The sequence below is a fragment of the Taklimakanibacter deserti genome, assembly GCA_003574785.1.
The window spans coordinates 33,533-53,782 of the sequence record QORU01000018.1; the positions used below are offsets into that span (position 1 = coordinate 33,533).

The window sequence follows — 20,250 nt, forward strand, 5'->3', positions numbered from 1 at the left end:
GCAATTAGAGGCCACGCACGACCTGGATACCGTAGGTGCGGATCTTGGTCCTGAGCGTATTGCGGTTGAGCCCCAAGAGCTCGGCCGCCTTGATCTGATTGCCCTTGGTGGCCGCGAGAGCGGCCCGGATCAGCGGCGGCTCGACATTGGCGAGGACGCGATGATAGAGGCCGGGCGGCGGCAGGCCGTCGCTGAAGCTCGCGAACTGCCGCGCGAGATGGTTCTCCAGATAGCCGCTCAATCCCCCCGTATCGTCTCCCGGTTCGGCGCCGCCTGAGGGCGAGGCCGCGGCCGCCAATTCCCGGTCGATGATTTCGGGCAGCACCGTCTCTTCCGGATGCAAGGCGGCGATGCGGCGGATCAGATTTTCGAGCTCGCGCACATTGCCCGGCCAGCGATGCGCCTGCAGCCTTTCGACCGAGCCTGCCGGCATGATCTTGCGCGGCAGGCCCTCGCGCTCGGCCTGCGCCAGGAAATGGCGGACGAGATCCGGTATGTCGTCGGTCCGCTCGCGCAAGGGCGGCAGCCGGATGGGCACCACATTGAGCCGGAAGAACAGGTCCTCGCGGAACTGCCCCTGATCGATCAGGCGGCGCAGGTTGCGATGGGTCGCGGCGATGATCCGCACATTCGTCTTGATCGGCTGGGTGCCGCCGACGGTCGTATATTCGCCCTGCTGCAGCACGCGCAGCAGGCGTGTCTGTGCCTCGAAGGGCATGTCTCCGATCTCATCCAGGAACAGCGTGCCGCTCTCGGCCTGCTCGAAACGGCCCGCCATGCGGCTCAAGGCGCCGGTGAAGGCGCCCTTCTCATGGCCGAACAACTCCGATTCGATCAGCTCGCGCGGGATGGCGGCCATGTTGATGGCGACGAAAGGCCCACGCCGCCGCTTGCCGTAGTCATGCACGGCGCGCGCCACCAGCTCCTTGCCGGTGCCCGATTCCCCTTCGATCATCACGGTGAGATCGGTCTGGGTGAGCCTCGCGATGACGCGATAGATCTCCTGCATGATCGGCGAGCGACCGATGATCGGCAGATTCTCCGCCGGTGCATTGGGCGGTGTCGCGGGCCTGACTTCCATATGCTGGGCGGCGCGCCCGACCATCGAGACGAGCGCCGTCAGGTCGAAGGGTTTCGGCAGATAGTCATAGGCGCCGCGCTCGGCCGCGGCGATCGCCGTCATGATGGTGTTCTTGGCGCTCATGACGATGACCGGCAAGGAGGGCCTGAGCTTCTTGATCCTGGGCAGGACGTCGAAAGCATTCTCGTCGGGCAGCACCACGTCGGTGACGATCACGTCGCCGGCGCCTTCGCTCACCCAGCGCCACAGGCCCGCCGCGGTGCCGGTCGAGCGCACCGCATAGCCGGCGCGCGACAGGGCCTGCGACACGACGGTTCTGATAGCGCTGTCATCGTCGGCAATAAGTACGGTCTTGGCCTTCATGCCTTGCCTTCTTGCGTCTGGTGCTGCTGGGTGGTCCGCATCATCGGCAGGAGCACGCGAAAGGTGGTGCCACGCTCATGCGGCTCGCATTCGATGATGCCGCCGTGGTCGCGCACGATCTTCGCCACCAAGGCGAGGCCAAGGCCGCGTCCGCCGGGCTTGGTGCTGATGAAGGGATCGAAGAGATGCGGCCTGATATCCGCCGGCACGCCGGGGCCGGTATCCCTGACGCAGACCTCGAGCGGCAAGGTCACGCGCTCGCCGGAAGCGGCGATCGACAGTCTGACGCCGGGACGGAACGCCGTCGACAAATGGATCTCGCCGCCGCTGCCGTCGCCTTCGATCGCTTCGATGGCGTTCTTCACCAGGTTGATGAAGACCTGGATCAGCTGATTGCGGCTGCCCATGACCGGCGGCAAGGACGGGTCATACTCTTCCTTGATGGCGATGGGCTGCACCAAGCCGGCGAGCGACAGAGTCTTCACGCGCTCGAGTACGGCATGGATGTTGACCGGCTCGCGCTCGGGCGGCCTTTCATCGGAGAACACTTCCATGCGGTCGACGAGATCGCGGATGCGGTCGGTCTCCTCGCAGATGAGCCGCGCCAGCGGCCGGTCCTCGCCCGACAAGGTCGGCTCGATCAATTGCGCTGCACCCCTGATGCCGGCCAGGGGATTCTTGATCTCGTGGGCGAGCATCGCTGCCATGCCGGATACCGAGCGCGCCGCATTGCGATGGGTCAGCTGGCGGTCGATCTTGTGCGCCATCGAGCGTTCGAGCAGCATGACGATCACGAAGCGCGGCTGCTCATGGACAAGGGCGGCCTGCAGGTCGACATTGCGCTCGCTGCCGAAACGCGGCGTGCCGGCGCTGATCGCATATTCGTTCACCACGCCGCCCGAATGGCGCGCCTCGGCAATGGCGCTGAGGGCGGGGCTGGCGAGCGGCATCAGATCGGCGAAATGGCTGCGCAGGAGCGTAGCCTTGCCGGCCTGGAAGAAATCTTCCGCCGCCGCATTGGCGAGATGGACGCGGTCCTTGTCATCGAGCACCAGCAGCGGATTGGGCAAGGCATCGACCAGGAGGCCGCTGTCGGGTGGCGCATTGGCGTCACTGGGAAGGACGAGATTCACGCCGCCCTCGCTTCATCATCCTGGAGCCGCAGGAACAGGTCGCGCAACGCCTGACGCACGCGGTCATTGTCGGTCTCGGCCGTCAGCTTGCGCCGCCAGGCGGCGGCCGCCTCGAACGGCAAGCGCCCTTCGGCGCTCTTGCGATCGACGACCCAGCCCAGATGCTTGCGGGCGATGCGGTTGCCGTGTTCATGGCCATAGAACGACAGCATGGATTGATGCTGGCGGTCGAGGAGCTCAGCTTCGCGCTCCAGACAGGGCTCCGGCGCGCCGGTGTCCGGATCGAGCAGATGGGCGAGGACGCCCGGCCACCACGGCCGGCCATAGCTCGAGCGTCCGACCATTACGCCATCGGCAAGCGAGGCGGCAAGAATGTTCCTGATATCGGCGATGCTCTCGACATCGCCATTGGCGATGAGCGGAATAGATTTGAGGCTCCGCTTCACCGCGGCAATGGCGGACCAGTCCGCCCTACCCTTGTAGAACTGGCAGCGCGTGCGGCCATGCACGGTGATCATCCGGATGCCCGCCGCTTCGGCGCGGCGGGCGAGCTCCGGCGCGTTCATCATCGTCGCGTCCCAGCCGAGACGCATCTTGAGCGTCACCGGCACGCCCACGGCGGCGACCGTCGCCTCAATCAGCGTCATCGCGTGGTCGAGATCGCGCATGAGCGCCGAGCCCGATAAGCCGCCCGTCACCTGGCGTGCCGGACAGCCCATATTGATGTCGATGAGATCGGCCCCGAGATCTTGGGCAATGCGGGCACCTTCCGCCATCCATGGTGCTTCACGGCCGGCGAGCTGGATGGCAAAGAGCGAGCCCGCAGGCGGCCTTTCGGCGCGGCGGACCATGTCGGCGCGCGCTTCGGCGAGTTCGCGGCTTGCCACCATTTCCGTGACCACGAGGCCGGCCTGGCATTCATCGGCGATCTCGCGGAACGGCCGGTCGCTCACGCCCGACATGGGCGCGAGAAGAACGCGGTTCCGCAGCCTTATTTCACCAATAGAAATGCTCATTTTTTAGGCATACTCTTATGCTGTATGTTTTTTATGCACTCTAATCTGCTGTGCGGTTCCGTCAAGGATGCTTGCTCAGACCAATTGCCGCTGTTAGAGGGCATGCCCATGAAAGTTGGCGCAGTGGTTGTCGCCGCCGGGACGGGCAGCCGGGCCGGAGGTGAAAAACCAAAGCAATATCAATTAATTGGCGGGCGACCGGTGGTCTGGTGGGCATTGAAGTCCTTCTGTGACCACCCGTCGATCTCACATATACAGCCGGTCATTGGCGCCGGGCAAACCGACCTTTTCGCCAGCGCCACGGAAGGCCTCGCCATCGAGCCTCCGGTGATTGGCGGCGAAACCCGCCAGGAATCCTGCCGCCGGGGCCTCGAGGCGATCGCCCGGCACGATGTCACCCATGTCCTCATCCATGATGCCGCCCGCCCCTTCGTATCGGCCGATCTTATCAGCCGCGTGATCACCGGGCTTGAGAAACATGAAAGCGCCATTCCCGGTCTCGCCATCGCCGACACGGTGAAGAAGGCGCCCTATGGCACGATCGAGCAGACCATCGACCGCAGCGGCTTGTGGACGGTGCAGACGCCGCAAGGCTTTGCCTTCGCGGCCATACGCGACGCGCATGAAAAAGCCCGTCAGTCCGGGCAGTCGAGCCTGACCGATGACGCGGCAGTCGCCGAACTCGCCGGGCTTGAAGTGGCAATCATTCCGGGCGCGGCCGAAAACCGCAAGATGACGACCTCAGCCGACCTCGCCGAGGCCGATCGGGCCCTTTCGGCGAGTTTCCATGACCTGCCCGACATCCGCACCGGCATGGGGATCGATATCCATCCTTTTGCGGAAGGCGATCATGTCATGCTGTGCGGCGTCCCGATCGCCCATACGCACAGGCTCGCCGGCCATTCGGATGCCGACGCCGCCCTCCATGCGCTCACCGACGCCATCCTGGGCGCCATTGGCGAAGGCGACATCGGCACTCATTTTCCGCCGAGCGATCCCACATGGAAGAATGCAGCCTCTTCGATCTTCCTCGCCAAGGCGGTCGAGCTCCTGGGCCGCCGCGGCGGCAGGATCGGTAATGTCGATATTGCGATTCTAGCCGAGGCGCCGCGCATCTCGCCGCATCTTGCGGCGATGAAGGCCACGCTTGCGGCACTTCTCGGCATCGCCGAGGACCGCATCGCCATCAAGGCGACGACGACCGAGAAGCTCGGATTCGTCGGCCGCGGCGAAGGCATCACCGCATTCGCGACCGTCCTCGTCAGATTGCCAGGATAAGACATGTTCGATCCCGCCCTCCTCGACAAAGCCGAGACATTGCTGCAGTCCATGCGTCGCCGTCGCCTCAAGCTCGCTACGGCAGAGAGCTGCACCGGTGGCTTGATCGCGGGGCTTCTCACCGAGATCGCCGGCTCCTCCGACGTTGTCGAGCGGGGTTTCGTCGTCTATTCGAACGAAGCGAAGACGGGCCTCCTCGGCGTGCCCGAAGACGTGATCGCCCACTACGGCGCGGTGAGCGAAGTCACGGCTCGCATGATGGCGGAAGGCGCGCTCAAGAACTCGCTTGCCGATATCGCCGTCTCCGTCACCGGCATTGCGGGTCCCGGCGGCGGCTCGCCCGAAAAGCCGGTCGGTCTCGTGCATTTCGCCTGCGCGTCACATCACGGCCTAACCGCGCATCGCCGCCTTGTCTTCGCGAAAGCCAGTCGCCACGACGTGAGAATGAAATCGGCCGTCGCCGCGCTCGATCTCCTCGAGGCTCAGCTCGGCACCGCCACGCGCTTGGCATAAGCCAGTGCGTCTCAAATCTGCCACGCGCTTGACCTAGCCTCAGAAACGGCGACAGCATTGGCATTCCAATCCATGAAATTACGATATTGGCTCCGCTTGGTCCTTTTCGCGACGTTGCTCGGACCTTTGACGGCTTGCGATCTATTTGAACCCGAGCCGACTACCTACAGTCTGGCTCGCGAAATCAAGGACGATGCAACCGGATCTCACCTGCGACTGTGGCACTATTCGGAAGGGATTCTGGATGCAGCAGGTTATTTTCTTGAGGTCGTCGAGAATGATCAACCCGTCCGCCCAAATATCGGCGAGTCGATTGCCTGGCTTGATGGGACAAACGCGCTGCCAACCCTCAAACACGAGGCCGGTTGTTATGTTCTCGCAGTCACATGGGTCAATTATGCCACTCGTTTTGAACAGAAGCATTGGCTTCTGGCATTCCTTTTCGGCAGCGGCGTTGACCTGAAGGCTGACGATACCTGGCACCAGACCATTGCGCAAAAGCCAGTCTGCTTCAGATTCGAGAAGTGAAAGAAAGCCGTTGCGGCATCCAACCCGCAACTCACGCACCGGCGCACCAGCAATCGAACATGCCTGGGACGAGACCTGTCTGAAACGAGGTTGATATATTCCCCAATTATGACTATTATGACCACATTAGTCTTGGATATTGGTCATGGACACGAAAGTCTCTCAAGCGGACAGCTGGACCGTTGCGCAAGCCAAAGCAAAGCTCAGCGAGGTGATCGAAAAGGCGCGGCACCACGGTCCCCAGGTCATTACCAGGAACGGAAAGAAGGCCGTGGTTGTTGTCGACGCCGCCTTGTGGGAACAAACACAGAAGCGTGACCGAAAAGGAAACTTCGCCGATTTCCTGCTGAGCTCGCCCTTGCGACGATCAGGCCTTAAAGTCACGCGCCTCAAGGGCGGATTGCGCGAAGTCGACCTGTGAGCTTCCTGCTCGATACAAACGTAATATCCGAAGGCACTAAACCGCGCCCTAGTAACGCCGTGATGGATTGGCTGGCCTCAACAGATGAGGAAAAATTATTTCTGAGCGTCATTACGCTCGCCGAACTGCGTCTGGGAATCGAGCGCATGGATACCGGCCGGCGACGGGCCGCGTTAAATCATTGGCTGACCGAGCAGCTTCCCGCACGCTTCGGCAGCCGCTTGCTCTCCATCGATCCAATGACAGCAGATCTATGGGGACAAGTCGTTGGACGTGCTCAGACTGCCGGCAGGCCCATCGGCGCCATGGATGCATTCATCGCCGCAACAGCGGTACAGCACCAGTTGATTCTGGTCACGCGCAATACATCCGATTTCACAGCAACGGGCATTCGCCTGCACAATCCGTGGCTGGAACAGGAAAGCTCTTGACTATTATTTGCTACGCTATGCTTAGCGGCCCACATGCAGGAAATGGGTCAGCTCGAAGCCGCGACGCTCTTGGCGCTGTGAAGCTCGCGCGCCCGCGCCTCGAAGGCGTTGTTGATCTTGCGCACCATGTAATCGAACATGCCCGAGATGAAGAACTGCAGGGACCGGCTCTTCGCCTTGTAGTCGACCTGGAATTCGACCGTCGCGCCGCCCGACTTGCGGTCGGTGAAGCGCCATTGCGCATCGATATGGTCGAACAGGCCGCCGCGCGCGCGCGACGACACTTTGAGGCCCTTCTCTTCCGCGACGACGTCGCTCACGAAAGTCTCGTCGATATGGAGCTTCTTGTAGCGCACCCGCAATTCGCCCTTGAAGCGCTCGACGCCGTCTGAAACCCGCTCGCGATCGAACGTCCGCGAGCTTTCGACCAGCGGCAGGAACTCCTTGTATTTGTCGACGTCGGCGGCAATGGCAAACAGCTCCGCGGCCTTGTAGGGCATCTCGCGGGTGACGTTGAATTTGGCCATCCTCAGGCCGAAGCCGGCTTGAGCTTGGCGGCGCGCGCCGCTCTCAGCCGCGCGAAATCATCGCCGGCATGATGCGAGGAACGGGTCAGCGGGCTCGACGCCACCATGAGAAAGCCCTTGGAATAGGCGATCGTCTCATAGGACTTGAATTCGTCGGGCGGCACGAAGCGGTCGATCGCGGCATGCTTGCGCGAGGGCTGCAGATACTGGCCGATGGTGATGAAATCGATGTCGGCCGAGCGCATGTCGTCCATCACCTGCAACACCTGGTCGCGTGTCTCGCCCAAGCCGACCATGATGCCGGACTTGGTGAACATCTGCGGGTCGAGCTCCTTCACCCGCTGCAACAGGCGCAGCGAATGGAAGTAGCGGGCGCCGGGCCTGATGCGCAAATAGAGCGACGGCACGGTTTCGAGATTGTGGTTGAAAACGTCGGGCCTCGCCTCGACGACCCTTTCCAAGGCGCCGTCCTTGCGCAGGAAGTCGGGGGTCAGCACCTCGATGGTCGTGGTTGGCGACGCACAGCGGATGGCCTTGATCACCTGCGCGAAATGCTCGGCCCCGCCGTCGTCGAGATCATCGCGGTCGACCGAGGTGATAACCGAATGCGACAGGCCCATGCGGGCCACCGCATCCGCCACCTTTTCCGGTTCATCGGCATCGAGCGCGCCCGGCAGGCCCGTCTTCACGTTGCAGAAGGCGCAAGCCCTGGTGCACGTGTCGCCCATGATCATGAAGGTAGCGTGCTTCTTCGACCAGCATTCACCGATATTGGGGCAGCCCGCCTCCTCACACACGGTGACGAGGCGGTTCTCGCGTACGATCGCTTTGGTCTCGTTATAGACGGCTGAGCCCGGCGCCTTCACCCGGATCCAGTCCGGTTTGCGCAGGACCGGATTGTCCGGCTTGTGCGCCTTCTCAGGATGACGCGGCCGGGCCTTCAGCGTGTCGAGAACGGTAACCATCAGATTTGAATCAGGCGCTCCGGCTGCGGAATGCTTTCACGACAAGGAGCAGGATCACCGCGCCGACGACCGCGACCAGCAGATTGCCCCAGAACCAGCCGCTGAAGATCTCGCCAAGCCTCAGGCCCAGAAGATTTGCCAGGAACGCACCGATATAGGCGCCGATAACGCCGACGACGATGTTCATCAATATGCCCATGTCGCTCTTCGTGATCTTCTCGGCGATCCAGCCGGCAAGACCGCCAATGATGAGCGTGCCGATCCAGCCCACGCCGCCGCCCAAGTCCAAGAGAGAATTCGGTTCCATGATGCCTCCTCGTTGCTGAACTATCCCGCGATGAAGCGGGCCAAAAGGACGACGATGATCGCGCCGATCGTGGCGGTGATGATGTCGCGCGCGATCTCATTGCCGATGCCCAGATTGATCCCGGCCTTGCTCAAAAGGAAACTCCCGACGAAGGAGCCGATCACGCCGCTGATCAGGTAACGGATGAGGCCGGAGCCCCCAACCACGAAGCTCGCAAGCCAGCCGGCCACCAGGCCGATCACCAGGGCAATGACGATATTTCGTGCATCCATGATTTTATCCCCATATGGGCCTGGGCTTTCCCATCATATGGCCCAGCCGCAGTCTAGCATCAAGACCATTTGCGGCAAGGCGCGCCCTGGTCTATGGAGCCCGCCAACATGACAATTGCAGCACGACATATCCCCAAAGTGGGCCTGGTCAGCCTCGGTTGCCCCAAGGCGCTGGTCGATTCCGAGCGAATCCTGACCCAGCTCCGGGCCGAAGGCTATGTGATCTCGCCGGGCTACGATGCCGCCGACGTGGTGATCGTGAATACCTGCGGTTTTCTCGATTCGGCCAAGGCCGAATCGCTCGCCGCCATCGGCGAGGCGGTCAACGAAAACGGCCGGGTCATCGTCACCGGCTGCATGGGGGTCGAGGCGGATACGATCATGGCCGCTCATCCTTCCGTCCTCGCGGTCACCGGCCCCCATCAATATGAAGCCGTCGTGTCGGCCGTGCATGACGCCGTGCCGCCAGCGCATGACGCGAAATTCGACCTCATCCCGCCGCAAGGCTTGCGGCTGACGCCGCGTCACTATGCCTATGTGAAGATCTCGGAAGGCTGCAATAACCGCTGCTCCTTCTGCATCATCCCGTCGCTGCGCGGCGACCTGGTGAGCCGCCCGGCGGCTTCGGTCCTTTACGAGGCCGAGCGGCTGGTCAAAGCCGGGGTCAAGGAGCTGCTGGTCATTTCTCAGGATACGAGCGCCTATGGCATCGACCTCAAATATGAACCCAGCAAGTATCGGGGCCGCGAAGTGCGCGCCAAATTCGCCGACCTCGTCAAGGAGCTCGGCCGGTTCGATGCCTGGGTCCGGCTGCATTATGTCTATCCCTATCCGCATGTGGACGAGGTCATCCCGCTGATGGCGGAAGGAAAGATCCTTCCCTATCTCGATATCCCCTTCCAGCATGCCGCGCCCAATGTGCTCAAAGCCATGCGCCGCCCGGCGAACCAGGAAAAGGTGCTCGACCGGCTCAAGGCCTGGCGCAAGGTTTCGCCCGATATCGCCATCCGTTCGAGCTTCATCGTCGGTTTCCCCGGCGAGACGGAAGAGGATTTCACCTTCCTGCTCGACTGGCTGAAAGAAGCACGCCTCGAACGCGTCGGCTGCTTCAAATATGAACCGGTCGCCGGCGCCAAGGCCAATGATATCGCGGCACCCGTGGCGGAAGAAATCAAGGAAGAGCGCTGGCATCGGCTGATGCAGGCGCAGCAGGAGATCAGCGCCGACATCTTCGCGAAGAAGGTCGGCCGCGAGATCGATGTACTGATCGACGAGGTCGATGCTGAGAACGAGGAAGCGGTCGGCCGTTCCCCCTGGGACGCGCCCGAGATCGACGGCAACGTGTTCCTGCCCGGCGAATCCGATCTCAAGCCCGGCGACATGGTCCGTGCGCGGATCGTCGAGGCGGAGGACTATGACCTGATCGGCGAGAAGATCTGACCGCGATGCAGGGCGCGCTCCGCTTCGGCGCACGCCTCGTTGCCATACTCGTCCTCCTCGCTGTTCTCTATAGCGCCGCAGCGCTCAGCTTCGCGCTCTCGCCGGTTTCCGGCCGGCCACAGCAAGCCGATGGCGAGCCCCTCGTCTATGTCTGCACCTCGCTCGCCCATGCCGATATCGTGATGCCGAGCCGCGATCCGCTGATCGACTGGAGCACTCACTTCCCGGCCGTCACCCCGCCTGGCCTGCCGGCCGGGGCCTATCTCGCTTTCGGCTGGGGCGATCTGCGCTTTTTCCGCGAGGTGCCGACGTGGGCCGATGTCAGGCCGTCCATTGCTCTCAGCGCGTTAGCGGGCGTCAATGACACGGCGCTCAGGGTGATTGCCATCAATCCACCCGCCAACGATCCGGACTGCCGCGCGCTTCGGGTCGACCGTGCCGGACGGCAGGCCCTGATCGATTATATTCGCGCGACGCTTGCCGATGAAACGCAATCCCGGCCAGTGGAGCAGGCACATCTCGAGGCCTATTACCTGGCCAGGGGCCGCTACAGCCCATTGCGCACATGCAACCAATGGGTGGCCGACGCTTTAGCCGCGGCTGGCCTGCCCCACGCCCTTTTCGCGCCCTTCAGCTTCAGCATCACCTGGCCGCTAGAGAAGCCTCCACTGCTTCCCGGAAAATCCTGACGCCCTCCGAAATCTCGTCATCCGAAATGGTCAGCGGCGGCGCGATGCGGAAGACGCTCCCCATGGCCGGCATCTTCACAATATTGGTGCTGAGACCGCGGCGCATCGCTTCCTCGCCGATCCGGCTTCCGAGCTCGCCTGCCGGCTCCTTGCGGTTCCGGTCGCTCACGATCTCGAGCCCAATGAGCAGGCCGCGGCCGCGCACATCGCCTATGCAGTCATAACGCTGCTGGAGCGACAAGAGCCCCTGGCGCAGCAACTCACCCGAGCGGCGCGCTTTCTCGACCAGCTCTTCGTCCTCGACGACGTCCAGCACCGCCAGTCCGACGGCGGCGGGAAGCGGATCCGACACATGCGTCGTATAGAAGAGATAGCCCCGCTCATGCGCCGTCTCTTCGATTTCGGCCGTGGTCATCATCGCCGCCAGCGGCAAGCCGGCTCCCAGCGTCTTGGACAGGGTCAGTATGTCCGGCGTCACGCCGTCGCGCTGGAAAGCGAACATGGTGCCGGTTCGCCCGATCCCGGTCTGCGCCTCATCGAGGATCAGCAGCATGCCCCGTTCCTCGCATTTGCGCTTGAGCGCCGCGAGATAGCCGGGCGGCAGATCGAGGACGCCGCCGACCGACAGGATGGGCTCGGCGATGAAAGCGGCGAGACTGCCGGTCGACTGGCTGTCGACCAAAGCGAAGGCATCGTCGAGCTCGCTCTGCCAGTCGAGGGTCCCGTCCGGATGGGTGAAGCGCGGCCGGTAGGGATTGGGCGCCGGCATGGCGAAGGATCCGACAGTCGATGGTCCGTAGCCCTTGCGCCCCGCGCTGAAGGTGGCCGACAGCGCAGCACCGGTCATGCCATGCCAGCTCTTCGAGAAGGCGACCACCTCGTGCTTGCCGGTGACGAGCTTCGCCAGGCGGATCGCCGCCTCGTTCGCTTCCGCCCCGGTCGAGAGCAGGATGACCTTGTCGAGGCCGGGCGCCAGCTTTGCCAGGCGCTCCGCCAGATCGACGACGGGCCTCGACAGCATGCCGCTGAACAGATGATCGAGCTTGGTGATCTGCTTCTGCACGGCCTGGACGATCTTGGGGTGGGAGTGACCGAGAATGGCGCTCATCTGGCCCGAGGTGAAGTCGAGGATCGCGCGGCCGTCGGCGTCATAGACATAGCTTCCCTGGGCGCGCTCGATGATCAACGGCTCGAAGCTTCCGCCATAGCGCAGAAGATGCTTGTGCGCTGAAGCCCAGAAGGCCGGATCGTCATTTCTCGACATCGAAGGCTCCTTGGTGATGCGATATCAGACTGGTGCTGCGGGAACCAGCAGATAGGCCGCAGCCGCTGCGGCGAAGCCGAGGACCGTTCCCGCCGCGACGATGAGACCGATGCGATTGCCGCCGACATAGGCGGCATAGCCCGTCTTGGCGATCGTGTTCACGCCGACCGCGGTCAGGATCGCGAGGCCGGGGCCCGCAGTCGTGTCCGATCCCGCCGTCTTCGCCATCGACAAGGTGATCGCATCGACATCGGCAAGGCCCGAAATGGCGGCAAGGCCGATCAAGCCCGCTTCGCCGAAAAAGTACCGGGCCGCGACCGCGAGCATCATGATCACCGTCAGAAGCGCGCCGAAGCGCAGGACCTCAATCAGCTCGAAGGGATTCTTCAATTTGAGATCGGCGCGGGTAGCCTTGTCGCCGCTCGGCCCGGAGCGGATGAGCCAGAAGGCGAAGACCGCCATCGCCACCGCACCGGCGATCAAGGCCGGCGCCAGGGACTTCGCAAAGCCGAGATTGATGATCGCCACGACCACCAGGACCCTGATCAGCATGACCGCGCCCGAGAGCACCACGCTGCCGCCGAGAAGCCGAACCCGTTCGGGATTGTCGCGCGCGAGACGCGCGAGCGTGAGTGTCGTCGCGGTCGAAGCGACCAGCCCGCCGACGCCCGCCGCGAGCACCGTGCCGCGTTCAGGCCCTGCGATACGGATCGCCGCATAGCCGGCGAAGGACACCGCGGCGATGAGGATGGTCATCAGCCAGAGCTCGTAGGGGTTGACCGCGCCATAGGGATCGACGGCGCGATGCGGCAACAAGGGCAGAGCGATGAAGGTCATCGCCAGCAGCAGCAATCCGGCCCGCAATTCGGGCCAGGTGATCCGCGCGAGCCAGCCATGGAGTTGGACTTTGGCGGCGAGCAGCACGGCCGCCGCGACACCCGCGGCCGCAGCCACGACGGTGTCGCCGAGGACGGCGAAGGCCCCCAGCATGAAAGTGAGCATTACGGCGACGAGGCTCGTCGCGCTGAAATCGTCCTCGCTCACGCCCTCGCGCCAGAAGAAGGCGGCAAGGGCGCCGCTGACGACGACAAAACCCGAGGCGAGCAGGAGAAAGTTCTGATCCTTGGTCAACGCGCCGAAAATGCCGCCCAGGAGCGCGATCAGCGTAAAGGTCCTGAGGCCCGCGGTGCGCTGGCCCTCCTTCTCGGTGCGATCCTTCCAGCCGCGCTCGAGGCCGATGAGAAAGCCGATGGCGAGCGCCATGCCTAAGCGCAGGAGCAGGTCATCGCGATCCATGGGCTACAGCGGAATGTTGTCGTGCTTCTTCCAGGGATTCTGCAGCTCCTTGTTGCGCAGCATGTTGAGCGCGCGGGCGACGCGCTTCCTGGTCGAATGCGGCATGATCACCTCATCGAGGAAGCCGCGCTCGGCCGAGACGAAAGGATTGGCGAAGCGGGTCTCATATTCCTTGACCCTCGCCTTGATGCGCTCGGGCTCGCCCAGTTCCTGGCGATAGATGATCTCGGCTGCACCCTTGGAGCCCATGACGGCGATCTCGGCGGTCGGCCAGGCATAATTCATATCGCCCCTGATGTGCTTGGAGGCCATGACGACATAGGCGCCGCCATAGGCCTTGCGGGTGATCACGGTGATCTTGGGCACGGTCGCCTCGGCATAGGCGAAAAGCAGCTTGGCGCCATGCTTGATGAGCCCGCCATATTCCTGGGCGGTGCCCGGCAGGAAGCCCGGCACGTCGACGAAGGTGACGATCGGGATGTTGAAGCAGTCGCAGAAGCGCACGAAGCGCGCGGCCTTGCGGCCGGCATCGGAATCGAGCGTGCCGGCGAGCACCAGGGGCTGGTTGGCGACGATGCCGATGGTGCGGCCTTCCATGCGCGCGAAACCGGTGACGATGTTGCGCGCAAAACTCTCCTGGATCTCGAAGAAGTCGCCTTCGTCGACCATCTTCAAGATCAGCTCCTTCATGTCATAGGGCTGGTTCGGATTGCGCGGGATCAGCGTGTCGAGCGACATGTCGAGACGCTCGCCGTTATCGAAGCTCGGCAGCTCGGGTAAGGGCGAGGTGTTGGACGAGGGCAGGAAATCGATGAAGCGGCGCATCTGCAGGAGCGCCTCGACATCGTTGTCATAGGCCTTGTCGGCGATGGACGAGCGGGTGGTGTGCACCGAGGCGCCGCCGAGCTCCTCCGCCGTCACGGTCTCATTGGTGACGGTCTTCACCACATCGGGCCCGGTCACGAACATGTAGCTCGTGTCGCGCACCATAAAGATGAAGTCGGTCATCGCCGGCGAATAGACGTCGCCGCCGGCGCATGGTCCCATGATCACCGAGATCTGCGGGATCACGCCGGAAGACAGCACATTGCGCTGGAAGACCTCGCCATAGCCGCCAAGCGCCGCAACGCCTTCCTGGATGCGGGCACCGCCGGCATCGAAGAGGCCGATGATGGGCGCCCGGTTCTGCACCGCCATGTCCTGGATCTTGGTGATCTTGCGGGCATGGGCTTCCGACAGCGAGCCGCCGAAGACCGTAAAATCCTTGGCAAAGACATAGACGAGGCGGCCATTGATGGTGCCCCAGCCGGTGACGACGCCATCGCCCGGGATCTTCTGCTTCTCCATGCCGAAATCGATGCAGCGATGCTCGACGAACATGTCGAACTCCTCGAAGGAGCCCTCGTCCATCAGGAGCTCGATGCGTTCGCGCGCGGTGAGCTTGCCGCGCCCGTGCTGGGCGTCGATGCGCTTCTGCCCGCCGCCCAGCCTGGCATTGGCGCGACGCTCCGCCAGCTTCTCAAGAATTTCCTGCATGACCCCTGCCCTTCATTCGCTGTTCACTGTGAAAGCTCGCAGAAACGGAGACAAGTGTCGAATTCCCGCCTGCGATGGTTGCGGCGATGGCGGGCCTCTTCGTCCCACCCCCAATGCTCGATCTGCCAGTCTTCATCGACATGGGCCGCGGTCCAGGCTTCGGACGCCGGAACGGCGTTCGCGCAAGCCATGGTCGCGATCAGGGCCGAGCCCGTCAGCGTCGTGATGTTGTGGATGGCGGTCAGGTCCCACGCGCTCTTTTGCGCCAGATAGTCCCGTGTGGCGTGAAGGGCGGCTTGCGGTTGCCGGACATGCACAACCCCTTCGGTCACCTGGAATTCGGCGGCGAGCGCCGAACGCGCCCAGTCGATAACCGGCTGCCAGTCCTTCGCCTGGCGCTCGACCAGGCCAAGCGGCTGCTCGGCCCGGTAGCAAACGAGGTCGGAGCCGGCGAAGTCGACGATCTCGTTGATGATGCGGTCGCGGTCCGGCTCCACCCGGTCGATCGCGGTATTGGCGAGCCGGGTCAAGGGCATCGTATGAGGCTCGATCTTCTCGGCCTGTTCCTCCCATTCCGTGGCGACGGCTCGGGCAAGCGCTTTCGTCGGCAATTCGAGCGCCCGCTTGAGGGGCGTGCGCAAGGGCCGCTCATCCAGCCTTATCGAGAAGGGCGCCTCCGTGCCGGCGACGGAAACCGTCTTGTAGAAACGCCGGGCGGGGGCCGCCGTCATGCCGCAACACCTTGCCACAATGCTGCAAGCGTCTCCTCCAACTCATTGAAGTCGTTGACGATTGCATAAGGCTTGGCGGCTTCGAGCACGGCTCGCGGCTGGAAACCCCAGCTTACCGCGATCGGCCTCACACCGGCGGCATGGGCCATCTCGATATCGAACAGCGCATCGCCGATCATGACCGTGTCCTCCCTGTCGACGCCCACCTCGCGCATGGCCTGCAGGATCATGTCAGGATGCGGCTTGGAGGGCGCATCATCCGATGTCTGAATGGTCGAGAAGACACCTTCGAGGCCGAATTGGTCGATGATGTGGCGGACACCGCGCTGGGCCTTGCCGGTCGCGACGCCGATCAGAATATCGCCCCGCGCCTGCAGCCGGCGCAGCATGTCGAAGGCGCCATCGAAGGGAAGCTCGGGATAGGACTGGTTGGCGCGATAGGACCAGAAGGCTTCCTTATAGGCGAGCGCCAGGCGCTCATGGCGCGCCGCCTCATCCTCTGGCCTGAGCGCCGCCATCGCCTTGACCAGCGACAGACCGACGATGCCCAGCATCTCGGGCCGCGACGGCAATGGCAGGCCTTCCGCGGTGAAGGCAGCCGTCAGGGAGGCGAGGATCATCGCCTGGCTGTCCATCAAAGTGCCGTCGACATCGAATAGTGCGAGCTTCATCTTCTCTTGGCTTCTCTTTCCTCGGAGGGCGGTCCCTCGTCATAGCGCCCGGGATCGAAGCCGAACAGAGCCCAGGTTTCCTGCATATGCGGCGGCAAAGGCGCGGTCACGTCAACCGTACCGCCGCGCGGATGTGGGAACACGATGCGCCTCGCATGCAGATGGAGGCGATTGGCGATCGCCGCCGGCAGGTCCTTGTCGCCGCCATATTTGTCATCGCCGAGGATCGGGTGGCCGATATGCGCCATATGGGCGCGCAATTGATGCTGACGGCCGGTCGAAGGCTTGAGCGACATCCAGGCGATCACCGGCGGGGCCTTGTCGATCACGCTGTAATGGGTGACGGCGCGCTGCGCGTCCTCCTCATCCACCTCGGCAGCGCGCACCCGGTCGCCGTCGGGACCCGCCGCCTTGATCAACGCAATGTCGATCCGGCCCTGCGGCGGCTTGGGCACGCCCTTGACGCCGGCCCAATAGATCTTGCGGACCGCCCTGGTGGCGAAGAGCTTGCCCAGGGAAGCGGCGACGGCACGCCTCTTGGCGATCACCAATACGCCGGATGTCTCGCGGTCGAGGCGATGGACGAGGCGCGGCCGCTCGCCGAGCTCGACGCCGAGCCCGATCAGCAGGCCATCGACATGGCGGTGGGTCTTGGTGCCGCCCTGCACCGCGAGGCCCGCCGGCTTGTTGAGGACATAGATGTCCTTGTCCTCATGCAGGATCATGCTGGCGAAGAGCTGACGCTCCTCCTTGGTGAGAGGCTTTGCCTCCGCCTGAGGCGCATCGGCGGGCCGGGCCTCGAAAGCAAGCGGCGGCACGCGGACCTCTTGCCCCTCTTCGAGCCTGGCATTGGGCTTGACCCGCTTGCCGTCGACGCGCACCTGCCCGGTCCGCGCGAGCTTGTTTAGATAGGCGAAGGTCACTTGCGGGAAATGGCTGCGGAACCAGCGGTCGAGCCGCATGCCGTCCTCATCGCGCACCACGCGGCGGCGCGTGACCTCACTCATGCGAGCGACCGGGCGAGCGCCATGCCGGCAAAGATCGCAACGAGAGACACGACGACCGAGCCCAGCGCATAGGCACCTGCGAGCGCATAGGCCTTGCGCTCGACGAGCACGGCGAAATCCAGCGAGAAAGCCGAGAAGGTGGTGTAGCCGCCGAGGATGCCGGTGGTCAGAAAGGCCCTGAGCTCATTGCTGACATTCCAGCGCAGCGCCATCAGGGAGATCAACAGCCCCATCACGAAAGAGCCCGAGATGTTGATCAGCATCGTGTGCCAGGGGAAGTTGCTGCCCGCCACTTTGGCAATGCCGATATTCAAGGCATGGCGCAGGACCGCGCCAATGGCGCCCCCCAAGGCGATCCACAGCGTCAGCGCCATCCGTCAGTCCATTGGCAGCAGGAAATAGGTCTTGCGCACGGTTTCGATCACGTTCCAGGTGCCGCGCGTATGGGCCGGAAAATAGACGGCATCCCCCGCCTCTATCGTCAGCACGGTGCCGTCCTCATGCTGGAATTCGCAGCGCCCCTTCACGAAATGGGCGAATTCGGCGTTCTTGACCGCGCGCTTCCAAATGCCTGGCGAGCATTCCCATACGCCGGCATCGGGCCCCTCGCGCCAGTCCTTGGAACGGATCATGGCAATGGGCTCGCCCTGTGGCTCATTCGCCTTGAACGCATCGCCAAGCTCCGCCGCGGCGAGACGATCCGATCCCTTGATATGGGTGAGCTTGTTCATAGCCAGCCTTTGCGCTTGAAGTAGATGTAGGGAAGGATCGCCGAGAGCACCATCAAGCCGAGGGCGAAGGGATAGCCCATCACCCATTTGAGCTCCGGCATGACATCGAAATTCATGCCATAGATGCTCGCGACCAGGGTCGGCGGCAGGAAGACGACGGCGGCGACCGAGAAGATCTTGATGATGCCGTTCTGCTCGATCGAGATCATGCCCAGAACCGCATCGAGCAGGAAGGCGATCTTGCCCGAGAGGAAGCTTGCATGATCGGTGAGCGAGATGATGTCGCGCTGCAGGATCTTGATGCGGGCACGGTGGTCCTTCATCTCGCGCGTCTGCTTCAGGGGCTCGAGGATCGCCGACATGAAGGCGGCGAGCCTGCCGATCGAGACCAGGCTCTCGCGCATCTTCGAATTGAAGTCACCCTCCTCGCCGATCTTCTCCAGAAGCTCCTGCAGATTGGGCGCCTTCTTGCGCACCCGCCGGCTCTTCGAGTGCCGGTCGGTATTGAAGATCTGACGAGAGGTGTCGTCGACGATGGTGCCGACGCGCTCGAGATGGTCGGCGGCGCGGTCGACCACGGCTTCGAGCAGGCTGATCAGTACGCCCCAGCCTGACATCGAGGTCGATTGCGGCTTCATCGCCCGGCGCACATAGACCGGGAAGGCCTGCGGGTGATGATAGCGGATGGTGACGAGCTGGTTGTCCTTGATGATGAAGGTCACGGGCGAAGATTCCGGCCGGTCATTCTCGCCGCGGCGGATGAGGTTGGCGGTCATGAAGGCCGCGCCATCCTCGGCATAGAGACGGCTCGAGGCCTCGATCTCGGCCAGCTCCTCGCGGGTCGGGATGTCGATGCCGAGCGACTCCTCCACGGCAGCTTCCTCCGTGTGGCTCGGTTCGACCAGGTCTATCCATACTGCGCCAGGCGGGATGACGGGTTTGTCCGCTTGCGGAAACTCGGTCAGGCAGCCGTTGGCGGTCCCATAGGCAACCAACATAGTCGGTCCCGTGTCATGTTCAGGCGCTCCAGTCCAGCACCACCTTGCCGCAGGAACCCTGTTTCATGAGGGCAAACCCCTGCGCGTAATCGGCGGCTTTCATGCGATGCGTGATGACCTTGCGGATGTCAAGGCCCGATTGCAGCATGGCGATCATCTTGTACCAGGTCTCGAACATCTCGCGGCCATAGATGCCCTTGATGGTGAGGGATTTGAAGATCACCGAATTCCAGTCGACCGGCGTTTTTCCCGAGGGGATGCCGAGCATGGCGATCCTGCCGCCCATGATCATATGCTCGACCATCTGGTCGAAGGCCTTGGGCGCCCCCGACATTTCAAGCCCGATATCGAAGCCCTCCTGCATGCCGAGCTTGTGCATGACCGAGCGCAGGTCCTCGCGCGAGACATTGACGGTCACCACATCGGCGACCTCGCGGCAGAGATCGAGGCGGTAGTCGTTGATGTCGGTCACCACGATATGGCGAGCGCCGACATGGCGGCAGACCGCCGCCGCCATGATGCCGATGGGCCCCGCCCCGGTGATCAGCACGTCCTCGCCCACGAGGTCGAAGGAGAGCGCCGTGTGCACGGCATTGCCCAAGGGATCGAGGATCGAGGCGATCTCGTCATCGACCTCGGGCGGCAAGTGGATGGCGTTGAAGGCCGGGAGCTTCAGATATTCGGCAAAGGCACCTGGCACATTGACGCCGACGCCCTTGGTCTCGGGGTCGAGATGGAAATGGCCGGCCCGCGCCATGCGGCTCTTCATGCCGATGAGATGGCCCTCGCCCGACACCCGGTCGCCCACCTTCACGGTGCGGACGTGACTGCCGATCGCCTCGACGACGCCCGAAAATTCATGCCCGACCACCATGGGCACAGGGATCGTCTTCTGGGCCCATTCGTCCCACTTCCAGATATGGAGATCGGTGCCGCAGATGCCGGTCTTCCTGACCTTGATCAGGATGTCGTCGGGGCCGATCTCGGGGATGGGCTCGTCCCGCATGACCAGGCCTTCCGCTCGCTCCGCCTTGACCAATGCGCGCATGAGG

The 20,250-nt window shown here is 63.4% G+C and carries 24 protein-coding genes; 7 read left to right on the plus strand and 17 right to left on the minus strand.

The features are described 5' to 3' along the window. Positions 1–4: 4 nt before the first annotated feature. Genes ntrC through dusB form a run of 3 tightly spaced genes read right to left on the minus strand, consistent with a single transcriptional unit; the run spans position 5 to position 3,593 of the window. Positions 5–1,444 (minus strand): nitrogen regulation protein NR(I), encoded by a 1,440-nt coding sequence (gene ntrC, locus DS839_RS30025; RefSeq protein WP_119274203.1) that lies wholly within the window; start codon positions 1,442–1,444, stop codon positions 5–7. After that, entirely contained in the window at positions 1,441–2,577 is a 1,137-nt protein-coding gene (locus DS839_RS30030) for a two-component system sensor histidine kinase NtrB (protein ID WP_119274205.1), read from the minus strand. Before DS839_RS30030 ends, ntrC begins: the two co-directional genes overlap by 4 nt. Next, entirely contained in the window at positions 2,574–3,593 is a 1,020-nt protein-coding gene (dusB, locus tag DS839_RS30035; protein WP_119274207.1) for a tRNA dihydrouridine synthase DusB, read from the minus strand. Before dusB ends, DS839_RS30030 begins: the two co-directional genes overlap by 4 nt. Positions 3,594–3,701: 108 nt before the next feature. Between dusB and DS839_RS30040 the strand changes: the two genes are divergently transcribed. The 5 genes from DS839_RS30040 (at position 3,702) to DS839_RS30060 (ending at position 6,764) form a co-directional block, all read left to right on the plus strand. After that, positions 3,702–4,871: a bifunctional 2-C-methyl-D-erythritol 4-phosphate cytidylyltransferase/2-C-methyl-D-erythritol 2,4-cyclodiphosphate synthase gene (locus tag DS839_RS30040; RefSeq protein WP_119274330.1), complete on the plus strand. Its 1,170-nt coding sequence runs from the start codon at positions 3,702–3,704 to the stop codon at positions 4,869–4,871. A gap of 3 nt (positions 4,872–4,874) precedes the next feature. Continuing rightward, positions 4,875–5,384 (plus strand): CinA family protein, encoded by a 510-nt coding sequence (locus tag DS839_RS30045; RefSeq protein ID WP_119274209.1) that lies wholly within the window; start codon positions 4,875–4,877, stop codon positions 5,382–5,384. 72 nt (positions 5,385–5,456) lie between these two features. Further along, on the plus strand, positions 5,457–5,912 hold the full coding sequence (locus tag DS839_RS30050; protein WP_162918899.1) for a hypothetical protein: 456 nt from the start codon (positions 5,457–5,459) through the stop codon (positions 5,910–5,912). Between the two features lie 145 nt (positions 5,913–6,057). Beyond that, positions 6,058–6,333 (plus strand): type II toxin-antitoxin system Phd/YefM family antitoxin, encoded by a 276-nt coding sequence (locus DS839_RS30055; protein ID WP_119274212.1) that lies wholly within the window; start codon positions 6,058–6,060, stop codon positions 6,331–6,333. Then, positions 6,330–6,764, plus strand: a complete 435-nt coding sequence (locus DS839_RS30060; protein ID WP_119274213.1) for a type II toxin-antitoxin system VapC family toxin — start codon at positions 6,330–6,332, stop codon at positions 6,762–6,764. Before DS839_RS30055 ends, DS839_RS30060 begins: the two co-directional genes overlap by 4 nt. Before the next feature lie 47 nt (positions 6,765–6,811). On the opposite strand, the gene DS839_RS30065 is transcribed toward DS839_RS30060, so the two are convergent. From DS839_RS30065 to DS839_RS30080, 4 genes are read right to left on the minus strand one after another with little or no spacing between them, the layout of a single operon-like run. Then, positions 6,812–7,291, minus strand: coding sequence for a type II toxin-antitoxin system RatA family toxin (locus DS839_RS30065; RefSeq protein ID WP_119274215.1), 480 nt, complete (start codon positions 7,289–7,291; stop codon positions 6,812–6,814). A gap of 2 nt (positions 7,292–7,293) precedes the next feature. Next, a complete protein-coding gene (gene lipA / locus DS839_RS30070) occupies positions 7,294–8,256 on the minus strand; it encodes a lipoyl synthase (protein ID WP_119274217.1) in 963 nt (320 codons plus the stop codon). A gap of 10 nt (positions 8,257–8,266) precedes the next feature. Continuing rightward, the gene (locus tag DS839_RS30075) at positions 8,267–8,563 is read right to left on the minus strand and encodes a GlsB/YeaQ/YmgE family stress response membrane protein (protein WP_119274218.1); all 297 of its coding nucleotides are present in this window, start codon (positions 8,561–8,563) and stop codon (positions 8,267–8,269) included. Positions 8,564–8,583: 20 nt separating this feature from the next. After that, positions 8,584–8,835: a GlsB/YeaQ/YmgE family stress response membrane protein gene (locus tag DS839_RS30080; protein ID WP_119274220.1), complete on the minus strand. Its 252-nt coding sequence runs from the start codon at positions 8,833–8,835 to the stop codon at positions 8,584–8,586. 108 nt (positions 8,836–8,943) lie between these two features. On the opposite strand from DS839_RS30080, the gene rimO reads away from it, so the two are divergent. Then, the gene (gene rimO / locus DS839_RS30085; protein ID WP_368912003.1) at positions 8,944–10,275 is read left to right on the plus strand and encodes a 30S ribosomal protein S12 methylthiotransferase RimO; all 1,332 of its coding nucleotides are present in this window, start codon (positions 8,944–8,946) and stop codon (positions 10,273–10,275) included. A 5-nt stretch (positions 10,276–10,280) separates the two neighbouring features. Further along, entirely contained in the window at positions 10,281–10,964 is a 684-nt protein-coding gene (locus DS839_RS30090) for a DUF2459 domain-containing protein (RefSeq protein WP_119274224.1), read from the plus strand. Here DS839_RS30090 and DS839_RS30095 read toward each other — a convergent pair. The 10 genes from DS839_RS30095 to tdh are packed head-to-tail and all read right to left on the minus strand — an operon-like array spanning position 10,918 to position 20,246. Continuing rightward, a complete protein-coding gene (locus DS839_RS30095; RefSeq protein WP_119274225.1) occupies positions 10,918–12,228 on the minus strand; it encodes an aspartate aminotransferase family protein in 1,311 nt (436 codons plus the stop codon). The genes DS839_RS30090 and DS839_RS30095 overlap by 47 nt on opposite strands. A gap of 24 nt (positions 12,229–12,252) precedes the next feature. Further along, positions 12,253–13,524, minus strand: coding sequence for an MgtC/SapB family protein (locus tag DS839_RS30100; protein ID WP_119274227.1), 1,272 nt, complete (start codon positions 13,522–13,524; stop codon positions 12,253–12,255). A 3-nt stretch (positions 13,525–13,527) separates the two neighbouring features. Next, positions 13,528–15,060 (minus strand): acyl-CoA carboxylase subunit beta, encoded by a 1,533-nt coding sequence (locus DS839_RS30105; protein WP_119274229.1) that lies wholly within the window; start codon positions 15,058–15,060, stop codon positions 13,528–13,530. A gap of 23 nt (positions 15,061–15,083) precedes the next feature. Continuing rightward, the gene (locus DS839_RS30110) at positions 15,084–15,791 is read right to left on the minus strand and encodes an ATP12 family chaperone protein (RefSeq protein WP_119274232.1); all 708 of its coding nucleotides are present in this window, start codon (positions 15,789–15,791) and stop codon (positions 15,084–15,086) included. Further along, positions 15,788–16,462 (minus strand): HAD-IA family hydrolase, encoded by a 675-nt coding sequence (locus tag DS839_RS30115; RefSeq protein WP_119274234.1) that lies wholly within the window; start codon positions 16,460–16,462, stop codon positions 15,788–15,790. The genes DS839_RS30110 and DS839_RS30115 overlap by 4 nt, the downstream gene beginning before the upstream one ends. Further along, complete coding sequence (locus DS839_RS30120; protein WP_119274236.1) at positions 16,459–17,469, minus strand: RluA family pseudouridine synthase; 1,011 nt, start codon at positions 17,467–17,469, stop codon at positions 16,459–16,461. Before DS839_RS30120 ends, DS839_RS30115 begins: the two co-directional genes overlap by 4 nt. Beyond that, positions 17,466–17,843 (minus strand): fluoride efflux transporter CrcB, encoded by a 378-nt coding sequence (crcB, locus tag DS839_RS30125; protein ID WP_119274238.1) that lies wholly within the window; start codon positions 17,841–17,843, stop codon positions 17,466–17,468. Before crcB ends, DS839_RS30120 begins: the two co-directional genes overlap by 4 nt. A 3-nt stretch (positions 17,844–17,846) precedes the next feature. Further along, the gene (locus DS839_RS30130; protein WP_162918900.1) at positions 17,847–18,200 is read right to left on the minus strand and encodes a cupin domain-containing protein; all 354 of its coding nucleotides are present in this window, start codon (positions 18,198–18,200) and stop codon (positions 17,847–17,849) included. Beyond that, positions 18,197–19,198 carry a magnesium/cobalt transporter CorA gene (gene corA, locus DS839_RS30135; RefSeq protein WP_119274241.1) on the minus strand — a complete coding sequence of 334 codons (1,002 nt, stop codon included), beginning with the start codon at positions 19,196–19,198 and terminating at the stop codon, positions 18,197–18,199. The genes DS839_RS30130 and corA overlap by 4 nt, the downstream gene beginning before the upstream one ends. Before the next feature lie 19 nt (positions 19,199–19,217). Next, positions 19,218–20,246 carry an L-threonine 3-dehydrogenase gene (gene tdh / locus DS839_RS30140; protein ID WP_119274243.1) on the minus strand — a complete coding sequence of 343 codons (1,029 nt, stop codon included), beginning with the start codon at positions 20,244–20,246 and terminating at the stop codon, positions 19,218–19,220. Positions 20,247–20,250: the final 4 nt, after the last annotated feature.